The sequence below is a fragment of the Aeromicrobium sp. REDSEA-S38_B2 genome (assembly GCF_001628525.1).
Lineage (GTDB): Bacteria > Actinomycetota > Actinomycetes > Propionibacteriales > Nocardioidaceae > Aeromicrobium > Aeromicrobium erythreum.
Genome location: NZ_LUNH01000037.1, coordinates 45,090 through 66,983, shown reverse-complemented (window position 1 = coordinate 66,983; position 21,894 = coordinate 45,090). Strand labels below are relative to the sequence as shown.

Sequence of the window (21,894 nt, the reverse complement as noted above, 5' to 3'; positions counted from 1 at the left end):
CCATTCCACGCAGACGCTGGGGGGTCGGCCCGCGCTGAGCCGTTGCCGGGTGGTCTCGATACGTCAGGACGTGCTCGCTGGCGCTCGCCGTCCTGACTATTCGACCAGCGGAACGTGTCGCTGATCGAGTAGCGCGGAGCCGCTACTCGACCAGCAGCGGTCGTCGGTCGACCGACAGCCTGGCGGAGGAGGGCGCGCGGCCGGAGGTGTGGAAGAGCACGAGGCCCACCACGACGAGGACGAGCCCGAAGGCGAGGACGGGGCCGAGCGGCTCACCCAGCAGCGGAGCGGCGAGGGTGGCCGTGAGCACGGGGCTCGACGCGCCCGCCACGGCGCCGGCGCCGCTACCGAGCTGCCGGATGGCCTGGGCGTAGCAGAGCGTCGACGCGATCCCGGTGCCGACGCCGAGCAGCAGCACCGTCGTCAGCACCTGCGCACCGACAGCCGTGCCATCGAGCACCGCCGACGGCTTGAGTCCGAGCGCGACGGAGGCCACCACGCCGACCGTCGAGCCGAGGCTCACCAGGGCGACCACGTCGAGCAGCCCGAGGGTCGTCCGGGCCAGGCCGAGGGTGTAGACGGCCCACAGCAGACCGGCCGCGAGGAGCGCGACCACGCCGACCGACCCACTCGCCGAGGTCATCGTGCTGGCGCTCACGGCCACCCCGCCCGTGATCAGCGCGAGGGCCACGACCCGCCCGCGCGGGACGCTGCGCCGCCGCAGCAGGAGGAGGGTGACGAACAGCGGCACGGTGCCGGGGACGAGCAACCCGGTCAGCCCGGCGCTGGTGAGGTGAGCGCCGACCGCGAAGACCAGGAAGTGGGGGAGTCCGCCGACCATCAGCAGGGCGAGCGTGCTCGTCCGCTCCTGCCGCGCCCGACGCAGCGCGCCGGGCACCCACGGCGCCAGCAGGACGAGGGGAGTGGCGAAGCGGAGCAGGGCCAGGTCGAGGGTCGTGAGTCCCGACGTCCCGAGCGCCCGCGTCATGAGCGCGAACGACGACCACAGCAGGACGGTGGCGAGCAGGGCGGCGGGGCCTGCGGCGGCGCGCACGGTCGGGATGGTCCTGGTCACGCCGCAACAGTAGGACGATCGCCCCGGCATGCGATTGCCATTTCTGCTACCGCACTGCAGCCTCGTGGCAGGATCTGCCACATGAGCCGCTTCGACTCCATCGACCGATCGATCCTGCGCGAGCTGCAGCTGGACGGTCGGCTCACCAACCAGGAGCTCGCCGACCGGGTGGGCCTGTCACCGTCGCCCTGCCTGCGCCGGGTGCGGGCCCTGGAGTCGGCGGGGGTGATCAGCGGGTACCGCGCAGTCGTCGCGCAGCAGGAGGTCGGGCTGAGCATCACCGCGTTCGTCAGGCTGCGGCTGTCGTCGCACGCGACCGACACCGTCGAGGCGGTCGAGGCGGAGCTGCGGGGCCTGCCCGAGGTGGTCGAGGCGTACGTCCTGGCGGGCGACCACGACTACCTGCTGAAGGTGGTCGCCGAGTCGTTCGCGAGCTACGAGCAGCTGCTGCGCGACAGGATCCGCGACATCCCGTCGCTCGCGTCGATCGAGACGACCTTCGCGTTCGGCGTCACGAAGGATCCGTCGCCCGTCCCGGTTCCGTAGGGGAGGGGAGGAAGGGAGTCGTCCTTCGGAGCACGCTGCGTGGCCGCCGCGCGCCGAGCAGGCCGGACGCGACGTGCCTAGGGTCGAGGACATGGGAGAGACGACGCGGACCGCGCTGGTGGCAGGAGCCACCGGCATCGCAGGCTCGGCACTGTGCCGGGAGCTGGTCGAGCAGGGCTGGGAGGTGCTCGGCCTGTCGCGCAGCGGTCGCGCGCCGGTGGACGGCGTGCTCGGGGTGGCGGCGGACCTGACCGACGAGGCGTCGCTGCGCGAGTCGCTCGCGCCCCACGCCCCGACCCACGTCTTCGTGACGGCCTGGATGCGACAGGAGGACGAGGCCGCGAACATCCGCGTGAACGGACGCATGGTGCGCGACCTCCTGGACGCCGTCGACGCGGCGGGCAGCGTGCAGCACGTCGCGCTGGTGACGGGTCTCAAGCACTACCTCGGTCCGTTCGAGGCGTACGGGAAGGGGGAGGTGCCGGACACCCCGTTCCGCGAGGACGAGCCGCGGCTGCCGTACCCGAACTTCTACTACGCCCAGGAGGACGAGCTGTTCGCCGCTGCGGAGCGGGCGGGCTTCACGTGGTCGGTGCACCGCGCCCACACGGTGATCGGCGCCGCAGTGGGCAACGCGATGAACATGGGGCAGACGCTCGCGGTCCAGGCCGCGATCTGCCGTGAGCAGGGGAGACCGATGGTCTTCCCTGGGTCGCGGACCCAGTGGGACGGCCTGACCGACATGACCGACGCGGGCCTGCTGGCCCAGCACCTGGTGTGGGCCGCCACGACACCGGCCGCTGCCGACACGGCGTTCAACGTCGTCAACGGCGACGTCTTCCGCTGGCGGTGGCTGTGGCCGCTGCTGGCCGCACGTCTGGGCGTCGACGCCGAGGGCTCCGAGGGCGAGCCGCGGCCGCTGGAGGAGCAGATGGCCGACGCCGCAGCGACGTGGTCACGCATCGCCGAACGTGACGGCCTGGTGGAGGCCGACGTGGACCGCGTGGCCTCCTAGTGGCACACCGACGGCGACCTCGGACGCGACATGGAGTGCCTGGCCGACATGACCCGCAGTCGTGTCCTCGGGTTCACGGGGTACCAGCCGACGCTCCAGGCGTTCCTCGACCTGTTCGACCGTCTCGAGCAGGCCCGCGTCGTCCCGCGGCCCTGAGGTGCTCAGGGACGTGTCAAGCAGACCGCGCCCGACAGCATCAGCGCGATCGACGCTGCGACGAGCACCTTCTCCGACGTCACCCAGCCCGCGGCGCCCGTCAGGGCCAACCGGGTCGCGGGCCCGACGAACGCGATCATGCCCGCCAGCATCGCGACGGCTCCCAGCATCCCCAGCACCGACATCGCGCCCGCTCCCATCCGTCGCCCTGACGACCCGGTCTGCGTGGCGGCTCCTCCGCACCCGCATCTCGAGGGTCGCAGTGAAGGACGCACTTGGCTCGACGAACGTCGGCCAGAGAGGTTCTGCAGAGGTCTTGCGGTCAGGGGGAGGCACAACGATCGACACTACTTGACATAATGTGCATTATCGGATCGATATCGTGTGCTTCAGAAGGGGCTCAGGAGCCGGCGCGCACGGCGACGTCGTGACGGTGCACGTGCTCCGCCAGCAGCGCGCTCCAGGCGCGGACGTCGTCGGGCGTCGTCGCGACGACGAGCGAGCTCGACGGCCACAGGTCGTGCAGCGTCCGCGCGGTGCTCAACGGGTGCGCCGGGTCGTCGGTCCAGGCCAGCAGCTGGGTCGGGACGTCGAGCGTCGCCAGCGCCGCGGTGGACGGCAGGTCCGAACGCGCAGCGCCACGCAGGACGGTGGGCAGCAACGCCTCGTCGACGTCAGGCACCGTGTCAGGGCGGCCGTGCGTCGCCGGCGGCGGGACGGCGTCGGCGGCCAGCGCGACGAACGCGTCGACGCCCGACGACTCGACGAGCCGCGCCGACGCCTCGTACTCAGCAGCCTTGGCCCGGCGGGACGCCCAGGCCGTCGGCGGGATCATGAGCGTGAGCGAGGCGAACCGTGCCGGGTCCCTGAGCGCGGCGTGCAGCAGCGTCGCGGTCCCCATGGACCCGCCGAGCCCGTGGACCTGCTCCCCCAGGAAGAAGCTTTCGATCACACGTTCGAGGTCGTCGGCGAGCCGTGGCCACGTGTACTCGTTGACGACCGTCCGGCCGGTGGAGCGTCCGTGGCCTCGCGCGTCGTAGCGCAGCAGGCGCACCCCCGGCACACGGGCGGCGACGTCGAGCCCCAGCAGCGCGTCGCGGCGCCTGCTCGACGTGAGGCCGTGGAGCACGACCACCGCCGGACCGTCGTCGCCCTGCACGTCGACGTCGAGGACGGCTCCAGGCACGGACACGGACGACATGGCGGGCGGCTCCTCGGTCTCGGGACCTCCCAGACTACGACGGCGCAAGGCCCCGACGGCCGTCCGAGCGCTCGTTGTGAGCGACGAGACACGCAGTGGCCGACGGGGCGCGCGACGTCGGGGCCGGCCCTAGAGTGACGACCATGCGGCTCACCCACGTGGCCCACCTGCGACTCCCGTTCGGTCGCGTGATGGGGTACGACCTCACCGTCGGCGCCACGGGCGAGCGCCTCCCGGTCTCCTTCGACCAGGAGCGTCACGTCGGTCAGGGCGACCGCCCCGGCTCGTGGATGGCGATCACCGTCCGGCTCCCCGACGTCGACCTCGACCGGCTCGCCGAGGCCTGGCTCGCCGTCGTGCGACGGCACGGCACTCTGCACACCGTCTTCTCCCTCGACGACGACGGCGACGTCGAGCTGCACGAGGTCGAGGTCGGGCCGGGGTCCTGGCGCGAGCACCCGATGGCACCCGGCACCCGCCTGAGCGACGCGATCCGCGGGGTGCTCGACGAGCACTGCCGGCCCCTGTCGAGGCCGTCGCACCGGCTGTGCGTCGTGCAGTCGCACGACCGGCCCACCGTCGTCATCGGGTCCGACCACGCGCACGTCGACATGTGGTCGCTGCTCGTGGTCGTGCGCGACCTCCTGCGCGAGCTCGGGCACACCGCGTCGGAGGTGCTCCCCCGCGCGTTCTCGAGCCACACGGAGTCGCTGCTCGGCCGCGAGCGACCCCCGCAGGACGTCCGCGACCGGTGGGCCGAGGTGCTCGGCGCCTGCGGCGACACCATGCCCCGCTTCCCCCTCCCCCTCGGCGACGTCACCACGCCGGTGCTCGAACGGGTCGAGGTGCGCGACGTGCTCGACGTCGACGCGATGGCCTGGCTCGAGCGCGCGGCGCGGGCCCAGGGCGTCTCGACCCTGGCGCTGGTGACGTCGGTGATGACCCGGGTCACGCGGTCGCTGGCCGACGCGCCGTTCCGCGCCGTCTTCCCGGTCCACAGTCGCTACGAGGAGATCTGGCACGACGCGGTCGGGTGGTTCATCACGAACGCGGTGATCGACTCCCCCGACCCCGACCCGACCGCCTGCGCTGCTGCCGTGAAGGAGGCGATCCGGCTCGGGTCGTGGCCGCTCGCCGACGTGTTCGCCCCGTACGGCGGCATGCCCCAGTCCCCCGGCATGTTCGCGTTCTCGTGGCTCGACCTGCGCCGGCTGCCGGTGCACGTCGACCACGTGGGCCTCGAGGCGCAGTACGTCAGCGCAGCTGGGCGCACCGACGGGGTCATGGTGTGGTTCGTGCTCGACGAGGGCGGCGTGCACCTGCGCTGCCGCTACCCCGACACCGCGGAGGCGCGCGGGTCGGTCGGCGGCTGGCTCGACGCCGTCGTCGACGGCGTCCGTCGAGCCGCTCGCGACGCCGGGACCACCCTCGAGGTCGACGGCGAGCGACTGCGCGTCGAGCGGGCGGAGCGGGCCGACGTGCCCGCCATCGTGGCGCTGCTCGCCGACGACCCGATCGGCGCCTCCCGCGAGCACGGCACGGCGTCGGTCTACCAGGAGGCGTTCGACTCCCTGGTGCGCGACCCGTCGCAGCTCGTGGTGGTGGTGCGCGACGGCGACGAGGTCGTCGCGACGGCCCAGCTGACCATCCTGCCCGGCCTCTCGCGCGGAGGGACGACGCGCATGCAGGTGGAGGGGGTCCGCGTGGCGCCCCGCTGGCGCAGCCGCGGCCTGGGCGGCGCGTTCATGGCGTGGGCGCACGAGCACGGACGCGCCCGCGGCGCGCGACTCTCCCAGCTCACCAGCGACACCTCGCGCGACGCGGCCCACCGGTTCTACGAGCGGCTCGGCTACGAGCCGAGCCACGTCGGCTTCAAACGACCCCTCTGACGGCCGCAGGCTCGCGGGCTCCCGTGGCCAGCAGCGCGAGGCCGGCGGCGAGCACCAGCAGGCCGACGCCGGCGACGAGGCCGAGGCGCTCGTCGAGCAGGCCGACCCCGAGCAGCGTCGCGCACAGCGGCTCGGCGAGGGTCAGGGTGGCGACCTCGGGCGCCGGCAGCCGGGCGAGCCCCCAGCCGAACAGCAGGTACGCCACGGTCGTGGTCACGACGCCGAGCCACACCACCAGGACGAGGCCGGCGGGCGTCAGGAGCCACGCGCCAGCCAGGACGGCCAGCACGGGCAGGCTCACGACGCCCGCGACGCCGAAGAGCACCCCCATGATGCGCGCCGCGGACCGGCCCCGACCGAGGAGCTCCTTCGCGGCGAGCGTGTAGAGCGCGTACGAGCCGCCCGCCCCGACCGACCAGAGCACCGCGGCGCCGGTGGAGGCGCCCCCGTCGAGCAGGCCGGCCACGCACACGACGCCCAGGAGTGCGAGCACGGTGGCCACGCACCACCGCAGCGTCGGTGCCCGCCGCGACAGCAGCGCGTCGAGCACCCCCGTGACGACCGGTGCCGACCCGAGCGCCACCACGGTGCCCACGGCGACGCCGTTGCGCTCGGTGCCCTCGAAGAACGTCGGCTGGTAGGCGACGACGCCGGTCGCGCCGACGGCGACGAGTGCGGCGGGAGGCAGCCGGCCGAGGAGCGAGGCGCCCCTCCCCTCCGCCGTCGTGGAGGCCCGCGACGACGACGGCACGCGCGCGAGCCGGACGGCGACGGCACCGAGCAGCACGCCGCCGAGCGCGATGCGGGCGAGGCCGACCGCCACGGGCGAGGCGTCGACCTCGGCGAGGGCCTGGGCGGTGCCGGTCGTGGCGAAGCAGAGCGACGCGAGCAGCACCGCCCCGACCGCACGTGCGTCCCTCATCCGGACGTGCCGAGGTAGGCCGCCAGGTGCTGCGCGGTGAGCCCGCTGCCCGACGACACGAGCTGCGCGGGCGTGCCCTCGAAGACGATGCGCCCGCCGTCGTGGCCGGCGCCGGGGCCGAGGTCGATCACCCAGTCGGCGTGAGCCATCACCGCCTGGTGGTGCTCCACGACGACCACCGAGCGTCCCTCGTCGACGATGCGGTCGAGCAGGGCCAGCAGGTTCTCGACGTCGGCGAGGTGGAGTCCGGTCGTCGGCTCGTCGAGCACGAGCACCTCGGCCGACTCCGACAGCTGCGCCGCCAGCCGGAGCCGCTGACGCTCGCCGCCGGACAGCGACGACAGCGGTTGCCCGAGCGTCAGGTAGCCGAGCCCGACGTCGACGAGCCGCGCCACGACCTTCTGCGCCGCCGGCACGCGCGACTCGCCCTCAGCGAAGAAGCTGGCGGCCTCGGCCGCCGAGAGCTCGAGCACCTCGGCGATGTTCCTGCCGCCGAGGGTGTGCACGAGCACCGACGGCTGGAAGCGACGTCCCTCGCACTCCTCGCAAGGTGACTCGACGGTCGCCATGACACCGAGCTCCGTGATGACGACGCCCACGCCGCCGCAGGTGGTGCACGCTCCCTCGGAGTTCGAGCTGAACAGCGCCGGCTTGACCCCGTTGGCCTTCGCGAACGCCTTCCGCACCGGTTCGAGCAGGCCCGTCCAGGTGGCCGGGTTGCTGCGCCGCGAACCCTTCACGGGCGACTGGTCGACGACGACGACGCCCTCGTGCGCGGCGATCGACCCGTGCACCAGGGAGCTCTTGCCCGAGCCGGCCACGCCCGTCACCGCGCAGAGCACGCCCAGAGGCACGTCGACGTCGACGTCGCGCAGGTTGTGGCTGGACGCGCCGCGCACCTCGAGCCGTCCGGTGGGCGCGCGGACCTCGTCCTTCAGGGGCACGCGGTCGTCGAGGTGGCGTCCGGTGACGGTGCTGCTGGCGAGCAGTCCCGCGACGTCACCCTCGTAGCAGAGCGTGCCGCCCTCGGACCCGGCTCCGGGCCCGAGGTCGACGACGTGGTCGGCGACGCGGATCGTCTCCGGCTCGTGCTCGACGACGAGCACCGTGTTGCCCTTGTCGCGCAGCTGCAGGAGCAGCCGGTTCATCCGCTCGACGTCGTGCGGGTGCAGGCCGACCGTCGGCTCGTCGAAGACGTAGGTGACGTCGGTGAGGGACGACCCGAGGTGCCGGATCATCTTGGTGCGTTGCGCCTCGCCTCCCGACAGCGTGCCGGCGGGACGGTCGAGGGACAGGTAGCCGAGACCGATCTCGGTGAACGCGTCGAGGACGTGCTGCAGGCCGGCGACGAGCGGGGCCACGGAGGGCTCGTCGAGGTCACGCAGCCATGCGGCGAGGTCGCTGACCTGCATCGCGCTGAGGTCGGCGATGTTCTTGCCTCTGATGCGTGACGACAGGGCACCGACGGTGAGTCGGGTGCCGCCGCAGTCGGGGCAGGTCGTGAACGTGACGGCACGCTCGACGAAGCGCCGGACGTGCGGCTGCAGCGCCTCGACGTCCTTGCTGAGCATCGACTTCTGCACCTTCGTGAGCACGCCCTCGTAGGTGAGGTTGACGCCGTCGACGCGGATCTTCTCGGGCTCCCCGCGCAGCAGCTTCTCGCGCTGGGCGTCGGTGAGCTGGCCGATGGGCACGTCCATCGGCAGGCCCGCGCCGGAGAAGATGCGTCCGTACCACCCGTCCATGCTGTAGCCCGGGACGAGCAGCGCCCCGTCGGCGAGCGACTTGTCGGCGTCGTAGATCGCGGTGAGGTCGAAGTCGCTGACGGCGCCCATGCCCTCGCAGCGCGGGCACATGCCGCCGAGGTAGACCTCCTTGCGCGCGACGCGTCTCTCCGTGCGCCCGCCCCGCTCCGTCGTCATGACACCGCTCGCCGTGCGCGTCGGCACGTTGAACGAGAACGCGGTGGGCGGGCCGACGTAGGGCTCGCCGATCCGGCTGAACAGGATGCGGAGCATGGTGCTCGCGTCGGTCGCGGTGCCGACCGTCGACCGCGGGTTCGCCCCCAGCCGCTCCTGGTCGACGATGATCGCCGTCGTCAGCCCGTCCAGGTGGTCGACGTCGGGACGCGACAGCGACGGCATGAACCCCTGCAGGAACGCGCTGTACGTCTCGTTCACGAGCCGCTGCGACTCCGCCGCAACCGTCCCGAACACCAGCGAGCTCTTCCCCGACCCCGAGACCCCCGTGAACACCGTCAGCCGTCGCTTCGGCAGGTCGACGCTCACGTCCCTCAGGTTGTTCTCCCGGGCACCCTGCACCCGGATGACGTCGTGCCGGTCAGCGGTGTGAGCCATGTCGCTCAGGCTAGCGACGGCGGCGGTGGGTGGTCACGTGCTTCGGAGTGTGCTGCGTGCTGTGTTGCTGGTGCGCTGCCTTCGCGGGTTCGTGGTCGCTGCTGCGCTACCGCGGGTGTCCGGGGTCGGTGGTGCGCTGCCTGCGGGGGTCTGGTCTTGCTGGTGCGCTGCCTCGGCCTTCGCTGGGAGTGGTCTCCGCAAGGGCCTCGACCGGGCGGCTGGCGACGGCGCTGGTCTGGGGTCTCGGGCTAAGGGTTGGGCACGGGGTTGACGCAAGATTCTGCGTTCGCGCGTCGGGGTCCAAGGATTCTGCGTTTGTCACGGGATCCCGTCGTGAACGCAGAAGCATTCGGCCTCGCACGCGTGGGTGACGAATCGTGGGTGCCCTTTGCGTTGGGGTGACGAACGATTCTGCTTTCGGGTGAAACGGTCCACCCGAAAGCAGAATCGTTCCGACGCGACGCTCACCGTCGGTGGATTCTCAACCGCAAAAACGCTCCTGCGGTTGCAGATCCACCGATAGGACGCGCGCCAACGCAGAACGGTGGGTCAAGAACGCAGAAACGAAGAATCGTGCGTCACCCACAGGCCGAAGCCAGACCCCGAGACCCGAAGACACCCCAGGCCCGCTGCCGGCCGAGGCCCTCTCGGAGGCCGCCCCAGCGAAGGCCGAGGCAGCGCACCACCAAGGTCACGACCCCCGCAGGCAACGCAGCAGCAGGACCAGAACCCCGCAGGCAGCACACCACCAAGCCCACGCCCACCCGCGCGCGTCCAGCCCCACCCACCTGACATCCTCGTCCGGTGACAGCTCCCACCTCCCTCCCCCGCCTCGTCGGTCGTCTGCTGCTGGGTGCGTTCCTCGTGGTGGCGGGGGTGGCGCACGTGGTGGCGAGGCAGGAGTTCCACGCGCAGGTGCCGTCGTGGTTCCCGGTCGACGCCGACGTCACGGTGCTCGTGTCGGGTGCGGTCGAGCTGGCACTGGGTGCGGCGGTGCTGCTCGCGCCGCGAGCTCGACGTCCGCTGGTGGGTTGGCTCGTCGCCGGACTCTTCGTGGCGGTCTTCCCCGGCAACGTCGCCCAGTACGTGGAGGGGGTCGACGCGTTCGGGCTCGACTCCGACGGTGCGCGGCTCACGCGGCTGTTCTTCCAGCCGCTGCTCGTCCTGTGGGCGCTGTGGAGCACCGGCGCCTGGCCTCGGCAGCGCGACGAGGAGGGTCGGGCATGACGACGACAGCGACGACACCGCTCGTACGGGCCCGCACTGCCGTCGCCGTCGTCTTCACAGTGAACGGCTTCATGGTCGCGTCGTGGATGTCGCGGCTGCCGCTCGTGCGCGACGAGCTCGGGCTCACCCCCGGCCGTCTGGGGCTGCTGCTCCTGGCGCTCTCGCTGGGCTCGCTGACCGGTCTCCCCGTGGCGGGACGGCTCGCCGAGCGCTTCGGCGCGCGCGCCGTCGTGACTGCGGGCGTCGTCGCCGTCGCAGTGGCCCAGGTGTGCGGTGCGCTCGCGGTGGAGCACGCCACCGCGCTCGCCGTGGCGCCGGCGCTCGTCGTCTTCGGCTTCGGCGTGGGCACGTGGGACGTCGCCATGAACCTGCACGGCGCTCGCGTCGAGCACGACCTCGGCCGGACGATCATGCCGCGCTTCCACGCCGCGTTCAGCCTCGGCACGGTCCTGGGTGCAGGCGCGGGAGCCGCTGCCGCAGCCGCCGACCTGGCGCTCTGGGTGCACCTGGGGCTCGTCGCCGCGCCCGCCGTCGTGGTCGTGGTCTGGGTGGTCCGCGCGTTCCTGCCGGGCGAGGAGGCGAGCGAGGACGACGACGCGCCCGCGGCCGGCTCCGCCTGGCTGGAGCCGCGCACGCTGCTGGTGGGCCTCATGGTCCTGGCGCTCGCCCTCACGGAGGGGACGGCCAACGACTGGCTCACCGTGGCGCTCGTCGACGGCTACGACCTGCCCGACTGGGCGGGCGCGCTCGGCTTCGGGCTGTTCGTCACGGCCATGACAGCGGGACGCGTCGTCGGCACGTCGGTGCTCGACCGGTACGGACGTGTCGCCGTCCTGTGGTCGACGATGACGCTCGCCGGCGTCGGCGTGCTGCTCACGGTGCTCGCCGGCAACGTCGTCGTCGCGATGGTCGGCGTGGCGCTCTGGGGGCTCGGCGCCTCGCTGGGCTTCCCGGTCGGCATGAGCGCCGCCGCCGACGACCCCCGACGCGCCGCCGCGCGCGTGAGCGTCGTGTCGACGATCGGCTACACGGCGTTCCTCGCCGGTCCCCCGCTCATCGGCTTCGTGGCCGACCACGTCGGCACCCTCGACGCGCTGCTCGTCGTGGCGGTGCTCCTCGTGCCGTCGGCCCTCGTCGTCCCTGCTGCGCGGGAGGCGCGCCGGGCCTAGCCTCCGGTCATGGGTACCGAGGAGGCCGCACGCGGCCAGGACGACCGTTCCATGTTCGACCGGTTCGTGGAGGCGACGCAGGGCTTCGTCTCCAGGGGACCGTTCTTCCTGCTGTGCGCCGCCATCGTGGTGGCCTGGCTCGTGAGCGTGCCGTTCTGGCCGGACCTGAAGTCGTGGCAGGTGGCGATCCACACCGTGGCGAGCGTGCAGTCGCTGTTCCTGCTGGCGCTGCTCGAGAACGCCGGGCGTCGGACCGAGGAGGCGTCGCAGGAGAAGCTCAACGTGCTCGCCGAGGCGATCGCCGACCTCATGGAGTCGCGGGCACGCGACGACGAGCGCCTGGCCGAGTCGGTCACGCGGCTGCGCGAGGCGGTCGGGCTGGAGGACCGGCACTGATCCAGACCGCGCGGTCGGGCGCCGACCTCAGGCGAGCAGGAACGTCCGCAGGGCGGACACGAAGGCCTCGGGCCGTTCGGAGTGCACCCAGTGGCCGGCGCCCTTCACCGTGACCAGCCGGGTGCGGGGGAAGAGCCGCCGCATGTGCTCGGCGTGCTGCGGGCCCACGTAGGCCGACCGCTCCCCCGCCAGCCACAGCACCGGACGGTCGAAGGTCGCGTCGACCTCGGGGAACCCGCCGATCACCTCGAGGTCGCGGCGCAGGAGGTCGAGGTTCGCCTGCCAGCGGAAGCCGCCTCCCTCCTCGGCCGGGACGCTGCGCAGGTTCTGCAGGAGGAAGCCGCGGACGGTGTCGTTGTCGATGCGGGAGCGCAGCTGCTCGTCGGCGTCGCCGCGACGCACGAGGGTCGCGAGGTCGAGCGACGCGAGGCTGTCGAGCAGGTGGACGAACTCGTCGGCACCCTCGCTGCGGTCGGGGGCGATGTCGACGACGACGAGCCGGTCGACGAGCTCGGGATGACGCAGCGCGAGCACCATCGCGACCTTGCCGCCCATGGAGTGCCCGACGAGGTGCGTCCGACCGCCGCCCACCCAGCGCTCCCGCAGGAACGCCGCGACCCGGTCGGCGACGTCGACGTAGTCGACGGTGTCGGTCCAGCGCGAGTGACCGTGGTTCGGCAGGTCGACGAGGAGGGAGCGCAGCTCGGGCTGCAGCGCCTTCGCCGCCTGCGTGAAGTTGCGGCCCTGGCCGAACAGACCGTGCAGGAACGCGACGCGCTCGCCGCTCTCCCCCACCTCGCGGGCGTAGATGGCGTCGCTCACGCGCCCAGCCTAGGACCGCGCGCCCACGGGACCCGACCGGGTCAGTCCAGCGCGCGCAGGATCGCCTCGGACATCACCTGCATCCAGTGACGTGCCTGGTCGAGGTCGCCGGGATCGAGGAAGTAGTGGTCCTGGCCCGGCACGACGTGGTGCTCGACGGCGACGCCCGCGTCGGACAGGCGCTGTGCGTACGCGTCGCCCTCGGCGCGCAACGCGTCGTGCTGCGCGGTCAGCACGAGTGCGGGCGCCAGGCCGGAGACGTCGTCGGCGAGGAGCGGCGACGCGTAGGGCTCCGTGCGTCGCGCGGCGTCCTTGAAGTACGTGGCTCGGACGAGCCCGACGATGCGCTCGTCGATCATCGGCCGCGGGATCGTCGCGGGCTTGACGGTGGTCGAGACGTCGAGCGACGGGACGCCGAGCAGCTGCAGCCGCACGGGCGGCTCGCCGGCGTCGCGCGCCTGGAGGCAGGCCGACGCGGCCAGGTTGCCGCCGGCGCTGAATCCGCCCACGACGACCCGTGTGCCGTCGACGTCGCGCTCGTGGCCGTGCTCCTGGACCCACCGCAGCACGTCGTGCGCCTGCTCCTGCGCCACGGGGTACCGGTGCCGCGGGGCCACGTCGTAGTCGACGTTCACGACGACCGCACCGGTCGTCGCGACCACCCACCGGGCGAAGAAGTCGTCCATCGCCGCGTGCCGCATGAGGAACGCGCCGCCGTGCAGGTGCACGTACGCACCCGGGGTCGACGGTGCCGCCCGGCGGCCCGGACGCGGCCGGTACACGAAGCACCGCACCTGGCCGTGGCGCGTCGGCACCCGCCAGGTGCTCGGGTCGTCGACCTCGTCGCGCACGAGCTGCAGCGCGTCGCCGTAGCGCACCGTCAGGGGTGCGGTGAGGTTCATCAGGAGCGCGGTCGCGTCGGCGTAGAGGCCCATGACCCTCGTTCGTGGCCGGGTGGTGGACGGATGGGCGGGCCGTGAGGGACGCGGGCATGATGGAGGGGTGAGGATCACCCGACTCGGGCACGCCGCCCTGCTGCTGGAGACCGATCGAGCACGTGTGCTCGTCGACCCCGGCGCCTTCAGCCTCGACGACGCGTTCACCGCGCGCGACCTCGATGCCGTCGTCGTCACGCACCAGCACCCCGACCACCTGCACCCTGACCGGGCGCGCGAGCTCGTCGAGGCGAACCCGCAGGCGCTCTTCGTGGCCGACCCCGAGACCGCGGAGCAGCAGGGCGAGCCGTGGCAGGCCCACCGCGCCGGTCACGTCACCGAGATCGGCGACCTCACCCTCACCGGCGTCGGCGAGCGGCACGCCGTGATCCTCCCGGCGCTGCCCGTCGTCGCGAACGTCGGTCTCCTCGTGGAGGGACCGTCGGCCGACGGGGGCCGCGTGCGCCTGTTCCACCCGGGCGACTCCTACGCGTCGATCCCGGACGGGGTCGACGTCCTCGCCCTCCCGCTCAGCGCGCCGTGGGCCCGTATCGCCGACACCGTCGAGTTCCTGCAGACGGTGTCGCCGTCGAACCTGCTGCCGATCCACGACGCGACGATCTCCGAGGTCGCCTACGGCGTGTACTGGAACCACGTCGTGAACTTCGGTGGGGTCGACGCCGACCGCGCGCACCGACTGACGCCCGGCCAGCGCCTCGACGTCTGAGGTGGAGCACCCCGTCCTGCGGGCCGCCACGGTCCCGCTCATGCTGCTGGTCGGCGCCCTCATCACGCTGCAGTCGCGCGTCAACGCCTCGCTCGCCGGTCAGCTCGGCGACGGCCTCCGGGCGGGCGCCCTGGCCGCGGTCGTCAGCTTCGGCAGCGGCCTGGTCCTGCTGAGCGCCGTCGTGCTGTCGCACCCGCGTCGGCGCGCCGGCCTGCGTCGCGTCCTCGACGCGTTGCGCGATCCTGCCGACGGCGCCGACCGCCCGCGACTGCGGCCGGTGCACCTGCTCGGCGGGCTGGGCGGGGCGTTCTTCGTGGCGTCCCAGGGCATCGCCGTCGGCGTCATCGGCGTCGCGCTGTTCATCGTCGCGTTCACGGCGGGCCAGTCGGTGGCCTCGCTCGTGGTCGACCACGTGGGGCTCGGGCCAGGCGGGCACGAGCCCGTCTCGCGACCGCGGGCGGTGGCTGCCCTGTTCGCCGTGGCCGCCGTGACCGTGAAGGTCCTCGGCGACCTCGACGGCAGCCACCTCGGCCTGTCGCTGCTCCTTGCCTCGCTCGCCCTCGTGGCCGGGTGCCTGCAGGCGGTGCAGCAGGCCTTCAACGGGAAGATCTCCGCGGTCGGCGGACCGCTGGTCACCACCTGGAACAACTTCCTGGTCGGCACGTCGGCGCTGCTGGTGCTGCTCCTCGTCAGCTTCCTCGCGCCGGGGCACGTCGACGGGTTCCCCTCGCAGTGGTGGTACTACGTCGGAGGCGTGCTCGGCATCGGCTTCATCGCCATCTCCGCCGTCGCCGTGCAGATTCACGGCGTGCTGGTCCTCGGGCTCTGCTCGATCGCCGGCCAGGTGGTCGCCGCGGAGGTGATCGAGGTGCTCGATCCTTCCGTCGACGTGTCCTGGCTGGGCCTGCTGGGCGGCCTGTTGGCGGTCGTCGGCGTGGTCGTCGCGCTGGCGACACGGCGCCGCACCTGAGTGCTTGTCCTATCTCACTTGTGAGATAGCCTGGTGGGGTGAGCGCACGAGACGACTACCTGGCCCGTATCGGCACCCTCATCCGCGACGCTCGTCAGCACAGTGGGCTGACGCAGTCGGAGCTGGCGACGGAGCTGCGCACCAGCCAGAGCGCGGTGAACCGGATCGAGAAGGGCCAGCAGAACCTGACGCTGGAGATGATCGCCCGGATCGGCACCGCGCTCGACTCCGAGATCGTGAGCGTCGGCACGTCCGGCCCGAGCCACCTGCGGGTCAAGGGCGGCACGCAGCTGTCCGGTGCGATCGACGTGAAGTCGAGCAAGAACGCCGGGGTCGCCCTGCTCTGCGCCTCCCTGCTCAACGAGGGCACCACGATCCTGCGGAAGGTCGCGCGGATCGAGGAGGTCAACCGCCTGCTCGAGGTGCTGTCGTCGATCGGCGTCCGCACCCGGTGGCTCGGCGACGAGGGCGACCTCGAGCTCGTCGTGCCCGCCCAGCTCGACCTCGCGGCGATGGACGAGGCCGCGGCCCGACGCACCCGCAGCATCATCATGTTCCTCGGCCCGCTCATGCACCGGGTCGACCAGTTCGAGCTGCCGTACGCGGGCGGCTGCGACCTCGGCACCCGCACCGTCGAGCCGCACATGACGGCCCTGCGCCCCTTCGGCCTGAAGGTCGTCGCCACGGAGGGCAGCTACTACGTCGACGCCGCCCGTGGCGTCGGGCCGGAGCGGCCGATCGTGCTCACCGAGCGCGGCGACACCGTCACCGAGAACGCGCTGCTCGCGGCGGCCCGCTACGACGGGGTCACGGTCATCCGCAACGCCAGCCCGAACTACATGGTGCAGGACCTCTGCTTCTTCCTCGAGAAGCTCGGCGTCGGCATCGAGGGCATCGGCACGACGACGCTGCGCGTGACCGGCAAGCCGCGCATCAACACCGACGTCGACTACGCCCCGAGCGAGGACCCGATCGAGGCGATGAGCCTCATCGCGGCGGCCATCGTCACGCAGTCGAGCATCACCGTGCGCCGCGTGCCGATCGAGTTCATGGAGATCGAGCTCGCGCTGCTGGAGGAGATGGGCTTCCGCTACGACCGCAGCGCCGAGTACGCCGCCGAGAACGGACAGACCCGACTGGTCGACATCACGACCTACCCGTCGGACCTGCGCGCGCCGATCGACAAGGTGCACCCGATGCCCTTCCCAGGCCTCAACATCGACAACCTCCCGTTCTTCGCCGTCATCGCGGCGACCGCGCAGGGCCAGACGCTCCTGCACGACTGGGTCTATGAGAACCGCGCCATCTACCTGACCGAGCTGAACAAGCTCGGCGCGCGCGTGAAGCTGCTCGACCCGCACCGCGTGCTGGTCGACGGCCCCACGCACTGGAGCGGCACCGAGATCGTGTGCCCGCCGGCACTGCGGCCCGCCGTCGTCATCCTGCTCGCCATGCTCGCGGCGAAGGGCACGTCGGTCCTGCGCAGCGTCTACGTGATCAACCGCGGCTACGAGGACCTCGCCGAGCGCCTCAACGCCCTCGGCGCCCAGATCGAGACCTTCCGCGACATCTGAGCGTCGGCGTCGGGCGCGCGGCGCGCCCGCGCTGCCCCCCGGGTCGGGCTAGCGTGGTCGCCGTGTCCCCGCACCCGTACCTCGACGCGCCCCTCCCCCTCGCGCTCGCGCACCGGGGAGGAGCCGGACTCCCGGCGAACGACGGCATCGAGAACACGCTGACGGCGTTCCGCAACGCCGTGGCCCTCGGCTACGTCTTCCTCGAGACCGACGTCCACGTCTCGGCCGACGGTGTCGTGTACGCCTTCCACGACGCGCACCTCGGCCGCATGACGGGCGTCGAGACGCCGATCGCCGCGCTGACGTCGGCCGAGATCGACCGCGTGCCGGTGGCCGGACGGGAGCCGGTCCCCCGCCTCGCCGACCTCCTCGCGACGCTGCCCGACGCCCGATTCAACATCGACGTCAAGGCCGACGCCGCCGTGGAGGCGACGGTGCAGGTCGTGCAGGAGGCGCGCGCCGAGGACCGCGTGTGCCTCGCGTCGTTCTCCGGGGCCCGCCTCGGCCGCCTCCGCGCGCTCTGCCCCGACGCGGCCCGCTCGGGCGGACCCTTGGAGATCGCCGCGCTCAAGCTCGGTCCGACGCGCTGGGTCCGCCGGCTCGCGGCACGTCGGGGCGTGCACTGCGTGCAGGTGCCCGTACGGCGGGGCCCGATCACGGTCGTCACCCCGCGCTTCGTCCGCCGCGCGCACGAGACGGGTCTGCAGGTGCACGTCTGGACCGTCGATGACCCCGACGAGATGAGAATGTTGCTCGAGATCGGCGTCGACGGGATCGTCACCGACCGGCCCGACGTCCTGCGCGACGTCCTGGACGAACGAGGGAGCTGGCCCGATGAGCAGCACTGAGACCGGCGACGCCGTCGCCGGGCGCACCCGCCCCAGCCAGGTCGTCGCCTGGTCGTTGTGGGACTGGGGGTCCGCAGCCTTCAACGCCGTCATCGTCACGTTCGTCTTCTCGGTCTACCTCACCGACAGCGTCGGCAAGGGGCTGCCGGGCCCCGTCTCGCCGAGCACCTGGCTCGCGTGGTCCATCGCCGCCGCATCGCTGGTCATCGCCGTGCTCGCGCCGGTCCTCGGCCAACGCTCCGACGGCGGCGGCCGCCGCAAGCGCTCCCTCGCGCTCCTCACCGGCGCAGTGGTCACCTGCATGGCGCTGATGTTCTTCGTCAAGGACGACTACCACCACCTGTGGCTGGGCCTGCTGCTCCTGGCGGTCGGCACGGTGCTCTTCGAGCTCGCCCAGGTGCCCTACTTCGCGATGCTGCGCCAGGTGTCCACGCCGGCGACGGTGGGCCGGGTCTCCGGCATCGGCTGGGGGTTCGGCTACCTCGGCGGCATCGTGCTCCTGCTCGTCGTGTTCCTCGGCTTCATCAGCGGCGACGGCGGCCTGCTGGGCGTGTCGACCGACGAGGGCCTCAACATCCGCGTCGTCGCGGTCGTCTCGGCGGCCTGGTTCCTCGTGTTCGCCCTCCCCGTGCTGCTGGCCGTGCCGGAGCTGCCGGCGGAGGCCAGTCCGCTCCCCCGGGCCGGCTTCGTCGAGTCCTACCGGGTGCTGTTCGCCGAGCTGCGCGCCATGTGGCGCGACGACCGCGTGACCCTGCAGTTCCTCCTCGCGAGCGCCCTGTTCCGCGACGGCCTCGCGGGCGTGTTCACCTTCGGCGGCGTCATCGCCGTGTCGGTGTACGGGTTCACCAGCGACACGGTCATCTACTTCGCGATCGCCGCCAACGTCGCCGCAGCAGGCGGCGCGATCGTCGCGGGTCGGCTCGACGACCGCCTCGGCCCGCGGCGCGTCATCGTCTTCTCGCTGGTGTCCCTCATCGTCGTCGGCGTGGTGCTCGTCTTCGTGCACGGCACGGCCGGGTTCTGGGTCTTCGGCCTGCTGCTGTGCCTCTTCGTCGGTCCGGCGCAGTCGGCGTCGCGCACGTACCTCGCACGTCTCACGGCCCCGGGCAAGGAGGGCCAGAACTTCGGCCTCTACGCGATGACCGGGCGGGCCGCGTCGTTCCTCGCCCCGACCTTCTTCGGCCTGTTCGCCTTCGTCGGCGGCGACGACCGCTGGGGCATCCTCGGGCTCATCCTCGTGCTCGGCCTGGGCCTGGTCGCCCTGCTGCTCGTCCCGGCGCAGCTGCGCGACAAGGCACTCGAGATGCGCTGACCCGCTCCTCAGGGGAATCTCAAGGGGGTGACCTACGTTGTCACCTACGAGAGGAGTGACCCATGGCTGAACGAGCACTGCGGGGGGCCCGGCTGGGCGCCCAGAGCTTCGAGGACGAGCGCGGGGTCGAGATGGCCCCTCGTCAGGAGATCGAGTACGTCTGCGACGACGGACACAGCTTCCTGGTCGTGATGTCCGACGAGGCCGAGATCCCCTACGAGTGGGAGGACCCGAAGACGGGTCGCATCGGCCGACTTCGCGACGGCACCGCGCCGGAGAAGAAGGAGGAGAAGGCGGCACGTACCCACTGGGACATGCTGCTGGAGCGCCGCTCGGAGACCGAGCTGGAGGAGATCCTCACCGAGCGCCTGGAGCTGCTGCGCTCCGGCGAGATCGGACCGCCCCACCTGCACCGCCGCAAGAAGAAGTCCGCCTGACTCAGCGGGGCTCGCGCCCCACGTCGGACGACGATCCGAGACCCCGGCCCGGTGCCGGGGTCTCGCCGTGTCCGGGGGCGATCCGCCGGGCGCGGCGGCGGTGTCCGGGGATGAGCCGTGCCAGTCCCCACACCGTGACGCGCCACAGCGCCTCCCGCACGATCGACGAGCTCATCTTCGACGTGCCGAGCTCGCGCTCGACGAACGTCACCGGCACCTCGACGACCCGCAGGCCCGCCTCGTGCACCCGACGGGTCATGTCGATCTGGAAGCAGTAGCCCTGCGACGCGACGCCGGCCACGTCGATGCGGCGCAGCGTGTCGGCACGGAAGGCGCGGAACCCGGCCGTCGCGTCGTGGACGGGCAGCCCGAGCGCGACCCGCGCGTAGAGAGTGCCTCCACGCGAGATCAGCCGGCGGTACCACGGCCAGTTCACGACGGAGCCGCCGGCGACCCAGCGTGACCCGATGACGAGGTCGGCCGTCCGGGCGGCCTCGACCAGCGAACCCAGCTCCTCGGGCAGGTGCGAGCCGTCGGCGTCCATCTCGACGAGCACGTCGTAGCCGCGCTCGAGGCCCCAGGCGAAGCCCGCGCGGTAGGCGACGCCGAGCCCGGCCTTGCCGCTACGGTGCATCACGTGCACGCCGGGGTCGGTCGCCGCGACCTGCTCCGCGAGCTCGCCCGTGCCGTCGGGCGACGCGTCGTCGACGACGAGCACGTCGACGTCGGGCTCCGACGTGCGCAGACGCTGCAGCACCCCCGGGAGGCTGTCCGCCTCCTCGTAGGTGGGCATGACGACCAGGACCCTCACGCGTGCTCCCTCCGACGCGACCGGCGCAGGTCACGTGCTCCGAGGACCCACCCTAGGAGCCCGAGGGTCATCAGCGCGACGGCCGGCCAGCGTCCGGCCCGCGTCGCGGGGGTCTGGCCGGTCGCCGTGCCGACGTCGGCGACGAGCGTCGCAGGCTGCTCCCGCGGCGCCTCGGCCACGACGCGACCGCTCGCGTCGATGATGCCGCTGATGCCGTTCGTGGACGGCACGACGACCCAGCGTCCGGTCTCGATAGCGCGCAGGCGGGAGATCTTGAACTGCTGGTCGGGCTGCGACGTGCCGGTGAAGCTGGCGTTGCTCGTCTGGACCACGAGCACCTCGGCGCCGCCACGGACGGCCTGCTCCACGACGCCGTCGTAGGCGATGTCCCAGCAGATCGTGTCGCCGACGACGACCGACCCGGCGCGCAGGTCGCCGGCCCGTCGACCGGGGAGCATGTCGCGCGGGATGTCGCGGTCGACACGCGGCACGAGGTCGCCGAGCTCGCGTCGGAACGGGACGTACTCGCCGTAGGGCACGAGCTTGCGCTTGACGTACACCTCGCCGGGGCCGTCACCGTCCCAGACGATGCCCGCGTTGTAGGCGGTGCGGTCGGAGAGCCCGTCGAGGATCGCGCCGACGAGGATGGGCGCGCCGAGCTGCTGCACGAGGGCCTGGATGCGCCCGGCCAGGACGGGGTCGGCGAACGGGTCCACGTCGAGCGCGTTCTCGGGCCAGACGACGAGGTCCGGGGCGCGCTCGGTGCCGGCGGACACGGCGTCGGCGTAGCGCTGCGTCTCGGCGAGGTGCAGGGCGCCGATCTCGCCGCGCGGCCACGTCAGGAACGCACCCGGCGTGTTTCCCTGGATGGCCGCGATCCGCCGCTCCGGGCCTCCCCCGGCGAGCCCCGACGGCAGGAACAGACCCGCGACGACCACCGCGACCACGACGCCGACGGCGAGCGAGCGCCGGGCGACCCCGGCGCCGGCGAGCACCACGAGCATCGCCGCGAGCACGAACAGCAGCGCCGACGTCCCCGGCATGCCGACGAGACGGGCGTAGGGGGCGAGCGGGGTGTCGATCGCCGTGTGGGCGAGTCGGCCCCACGGGAACCCGCTGAACGGGAAGCCGCTGCGCACCTGCTCCCCCAGCACCCAGGCAGCAGCGCCCCAGAGCGGCCAGCCCGGCAGCCGCAGGGCTGCGCGCAGCGGCACGGCGATCACCGCCAGCATCACGACCTGCGCGGCGACGAGGGCGACGTACGCGCCGCTGCTCACGGCATTCATCCACCAGATGAGCGGACCCATGAAGGCCGCCCCGTAGAGCGCACCGGAGAGGAGCACGGCCGCGACCCGGACGTCACGCTGACGACGCAGCACCCACACGAGCAGCGCGACGCCGACGATCATCGCGTAGGGCACCGACCACGGGTCGAACGCGGCGGCGCTCAACAGGCCGGCGACCGCGGCGAGCGGCGCCGCCAGGTACCACCTCACGGTCGACGC

The 21,894-nt window shown here is 72.6% G+C and carries 21 protein-coding genes; 12 read left to right on the top strand and 9 right to left on the bottom strand.

Going from position 1 to position 21,894, the window contains the following annotated elements:
• Nucleotides 1–142 precede the first annotated feature (142 nt).
• The gene (locus A6Q81_RS09170) at nt 143–1,075 is read right to left on the bottom strand and encodes an EamA family transporter (RefSeq protein WP_286690268.1); all 933 of its coding nucleotides are present in this window, start codon (nt 1,073–1,075) and stop codon (nt 143–145) included.
• Between the two features lie 81 nt (nt 1,076–1,156).
• Here A6Q81_RS09170 and A6Q81_RS09165 point away from each other — a divergent pair, with 81 nt between their 5' ends.
• A complete protein-coding gene (locus tag A6Q81_RS09165) occupies nt 1,157–1,621 on the top strand; it encodes an Lrp/AsnC family transcriptional regulator (protein ID WP_286690267.1) in 465 nt (154 codons plus the stop codon).
• Nucleotides 1,622–1,712: 91 nt separating this feature from the next.
• A complete protein-coding gene (locus A6Q81_RS09160; protein WP_286690266.1) occupies nt 1,713–2,636 on the top strand; it encodes an SDR family oxidoreductase in 924 nt (307 codons plus the stop codon).
• Between the two features lie 161 nt (nt 2,637–2,797).
• Here A6Q81_RS09160 and A6Q81_RS09155 read toward each other — a convergent pair whose 3' ends face one another.
• Both A6Q81_RS09155 and A6Q81_RS09150 read right to left on the bottom strand, forming a co-directional pair.
• Nucleotides 2,798–2,977: a hypothetical protein gene (locus A6Q81_RS09155; protein ID WP_144433736.1), complete on the bottom strand. Its 180-nt coding sequence runs from the start codon at nt 2,975–2,977 to the stop codon at nt 2,798–2,800.
• A gap of 215 nt (nt 2,978–3,192) precedes the next feature.
• Nucleotides 3,193–3,993 (bottom strand): alpha/beta fold hydrolase, encoded by an 801-nt coding sequence (locus tag A6Q81_RS09150; protein ID WP_286690265.1) that lies wholly within the window; start codon nt 3,991–3,993, stop codon nt 3,193–3,195.
• A 143-nt stretch (nt 3,994–4,136) separates the two neighbouring features.
• Between A6Q81_RS09150 and A6Q81_RS09145 the strand changes: the two genes are divergently transcribed.
• Nucleotides 4,137–5,882 carry a GNAT family N-acetyltransferase gene (locus tag A6Q81_RS09145; RefSeq protein WP_286690264.1) on the top strand — a complete coding sequence of 582 codons (1,746 nt, stop codon included), beginning with the start codon at nt 4,137–4,139 and terminating at the stop codon, nt 5,880–5,882.
• On the opposite strand, the gene A6Q81_RS09140 is transcribed toward A6Q81_RS09145, so the two are convergent.
• Both A6Q81_RS09140 and A6Q81_RS09135 read right to left on the bottom strand, forming a co-directional pair.
• Nucleotides 5,866–6,804: a DMT family transporter gene (locus A6Q81_RS09140; protein ID WP_286690263.1), complete on the bottom strand. Its 939-nt coding sequence runs from the start codon at nt 6,802–6,804 to the stop codon at nt 5,866–5,868. The genes A6Q81_RS09145 and A6Q81_RS09140 overlap by 17 nt on opposite strands.
• Entirely contained in the window at nt 6,801–9,161 is a 2,361-nt protein-coding gene (locus tag A6Q81_RS09135; RefSeq protein ID WP_286690262.1) for an ATP-binding cassette domain-containing protein, read from the bottom strand. Before A6Q81_RS09135 ends, A6Q81_RS09140 begins: the two co-directional genes overlap by 4 nt.
• 804 nt (nt 9,162–9,965) lie before the next feature.
• Between A6Q81_RS09135 and A6Q81_RS09130 the strand changes: the two genes are divergently transcribed.
• From A6Q81_RS09130 to A6Q81_RS09120, 3 genes are read left to right on the top strand one after another with little or no spacing between them, the layout of a single operon-like run.
• Nucleotides 9,966–10,388, top strand: a complete 423-nt coding sequence (locus A6Q81_RS09130; RefSeq protein ID WP_286690261.1) for a DoxX family protein — start codon at nt 9,966–9,968, stop codon at nt 10,386–10,388.
• Nucleotides 10,385–11,557, top strand: a complete 1,173-nt coding sequence (locus A6Q81_RS09125) for an MFS transporter (protein WP_067857397.1) — start codon at nt 10,385–10,387, stop codon at nt 11,555–11,557. Before A6Q81_RS09130 ends, A6Q81_RS09125 begins: the two co-directional genes overlap by 4 nt.
• Before the next feature lie 9 nt (nt 11,558–11,566).
• The gene (locus A6Q81_RS09120) at nt 11,567–11,953 is read left to right on the top strand and encodes a low affinity iron permease family protein (RefSeq protein ID WP_286690260.1); all 387 of its coding nucleotides are present in this window, start codon (nt 11,567–11,569) and stop codon (nt 11,951–11,953) included.
• A 27-nt stretch (nt 11,954–11,980) separates the two neighbouring features.
• Here the strand turns inward: A6Q81_RS09120 and A6Q81_RS09115 are convergent, their stop codons facing one another.
• Both A6Q81_RS09115 and A6Q81_RS09110 read right to left on the bottom strand, forming a co-directional pair.
• On the bottom strand, nt 11,981–12,775 hold the full coding sequence (locus A6Q81_RS09115; protein ID WP_286690259.1) for an alpha/beta fold hydrolase: 795 nt from the start codon (nt 12,773–12,775) through the stop codon (nt 11,981–11,983).
• A gap of 41 nt (nt 12,776–12,816) precedes the next feature.
• Nucleotides 12,817–13,710, bottom strand: a complete 894-nt coding sequence (locus A6Q81_RS09110) for an alpha/beta hydrolase (RefSeq protein WP_286690258.1) — start codon at nt 13,708–13,710, stop codon at nt 12,817–12,819.
• A 67-nt stretch (nt 13,711–13,777) separates the two neighbouring features.
• On the opposite strand from A6Q81_RS09110, the gene A6Q81_RS09105 reads away from it, so the two are divergent.
• The 6 genes from A6Q81_RS09105 (at nt 13,778) to A6Q81_RS09080 (ending at nt 19,578) form a co-directional block, all read left to right on the top strand.
• Entirely contained in the window at nt 13,778–14,437 is a 660-nt protein-coding gene (locus A6Q81_RS09105) for an MBL fold metallo-hydrolase (protein ID WP_286690257.1), read from the top strand.
• A 1-nt stretch (nt 14,438) separates the two neighbouring features.
• Nucleotides 14,439–15,407: a DMT family transporter gene (locus A6Q81_RS09100; protein WP_067857412.1), complete on the top strand. Its 969-nt coding sequence runs from the start codon at nt 14,439–14,441 to the stop codon at nt 15,405–15,407.
• A gap of 38 nt (nt 15,408–15,445) precedes the next feature.
• Nucleotides 15,446–16,981 carry a UDP-N-acetylglucosamine 1-carboxyvinyltransferase gene (locus A6Q81_RS09095; RefSeq protein WP_286690256.1) on the top strand — a complete coding sequence of 512 codons (1,536 nt, stop codon included), beginning with the start codon at nt 15,446–15,448 and terminating at the stop codon, nt 16,979–16,981.
• A 62-nt stretch (nt 16,982–17,043) separates the two neighbouring features.
• A complete protein-coding gene (locus A6Q81_RS09090; RefSeq protein ID WP_286690255.1) occupies nt 17,044–17,829 on the top strand; it encodes a glycerophosphodiester phosphodiesterase family protein in 786 nt (261 codons plus the stop codon).
• A complete protein-coding gene (locus A6Q81_RS09085) occupies nt 17,816–19,141 on the top strand; it encodes an MFS transporter (RefSeq protein WP_286690254.1) in 1,326 nt (441 codons plus the stop codon). Before A6Q81_RS09090 ends, A6Q81_RS09085 begins: the two co-directional genes overlap by 14 nt.
• A gap of 62 nt (nt 19,142–19,203) precedes the next feature.
• Nucleotides 19,204–19,578, top strand: a complete 375-nt coding sequence (locus A6Q81_RS09080; protein WP_067857424.1) for an RNA polymerase-binding protein RbpA — start codon at nt 19,204–19,206, stop codon at nt 19,576–19,578.
• 1 nt (nt 19,579) lies between these two features.
• On the opposite strand, the gene A6Q81_RS09075 is transcribed toward A6Q81_RS09080, so the two are convergent.
• Together A6Q81_RS09075 and lnt are read right to left on the bottom strand one after the other, a co-directional pair.
• On the bottom strand, nt 19,580–20,371 hold the full coding sequence (locus tag A6Q81_RS09075; RefSeq protein ID WP_502692810.1) for a polyprenol monophosphomannose synthase: 792 nt from the start codon (nt 20,369–20,371) through the stop codon (nt 19,580–19,582).
• Nucleotides 20,372–20,385: 14 nt separating this feature from the next.
• Entirely contained in the window at nt 20,386–21,885 is a 1,500-nt protein-coding gene (gene lnt, locus A6Q81_RS09070; protein ID WP_067857427.1) for an apolipoprotein N-acyltransferase, read from the bottom strand.
• Between the last annotated feature and the right edge of the window lie 9 nt (nt 21,886–21,894).

Coding starts and splice junctions, on each gene's coding strand:
- A6Q81_RS09145 (WP_286690264.1), top strand. CDS start 4,137: ATGCGGCTCACCCACGTGGCCCACCTGCGACTCCCGTTCGGTCGCGTG.
- A6Q81_RS09080 (WP_067857424.1), top strand. CDS start 19,204: ATGGCTGAACGAGCACTGCGGGGGGCCCGGCTGGGCGCCCAGAGCTTC.
- A6Q81_RS09120 (WP_286690260.1), top strand. CDS start 11,567: ATGGGTACCGAGGAGGCCGCACGCGGCCAGGACGACCGTTCCATGTTC.
- A6Q81_RS09150 (WP_286690265.1), bottom strand. CDS start 3,993: ATGTCGTCCGTGTCCGTGCCTGGAGCCGTCCTCGACGTCGACGTGCAG.
- A6Q81_RS09075 (WP_502692810.1), bottom strand. CDS start 20,371: ATGCCCACCTACGAGGAGGCGGACAGCCTCCCGGGGGTGCTGCAGCGT.
- A6Q81_RS09110 (WP_286690258.1), bottom strand. CDS start 13,710: ATGGGCCTCTACGCCGACGCGACCGCGCTCCTGATGAACCTCACCGCA.
- A6Q81_RS09085 (WP_286690254.1), top strand. CDS start 17,816: ATGAGCAGCACTGAGACCGGCGACGCCGTCGCCGGGCGCACCCGCCCC.
- A6Q81_RS09165 (WP_286690267.1), top strand. CDS start 1,157: ATGAGCCGCTTCGACTCCATCGACCGATCGATCCTGCGCGAGCTGCAG.
- A6Q81_RS09135 (WP_286690262.1), bottom strand. CDS start 9,161: ATGGCTCACACCGCTGACCGGCACGACGTCATCCGGGTGCAGGGTGCC.
- A6Q81_RS09125 (WP_067857397.1), top strand. CDS start 10,385: ATGACGACGACAGCGACGACACCGCTCGTACGGGCCCGCACTGCCGTC.
- A6Q81_RS09155 (WP_144433736.1), bottom strand. CDS start 2,977: ATGTCGGTGCTGGGGATGCTGGGAGCCGTCGCGATGCTGGCGGGCATG.
- A6Q81_RS09140 (WP_286690263.1), bottom strand. CDS start 6,804: ATGAGGGACGCACGTGCGGTCGGGGCGGTGCTGCTCGCGTCGCTCTGC.
- A6Q81_RS09160 (WP_286690266.1), top strand. CDS start 1,713: ATGGGAGAGACGACGCGGACCGCGCTGGTGGCAGGAGCCACCGGCATC.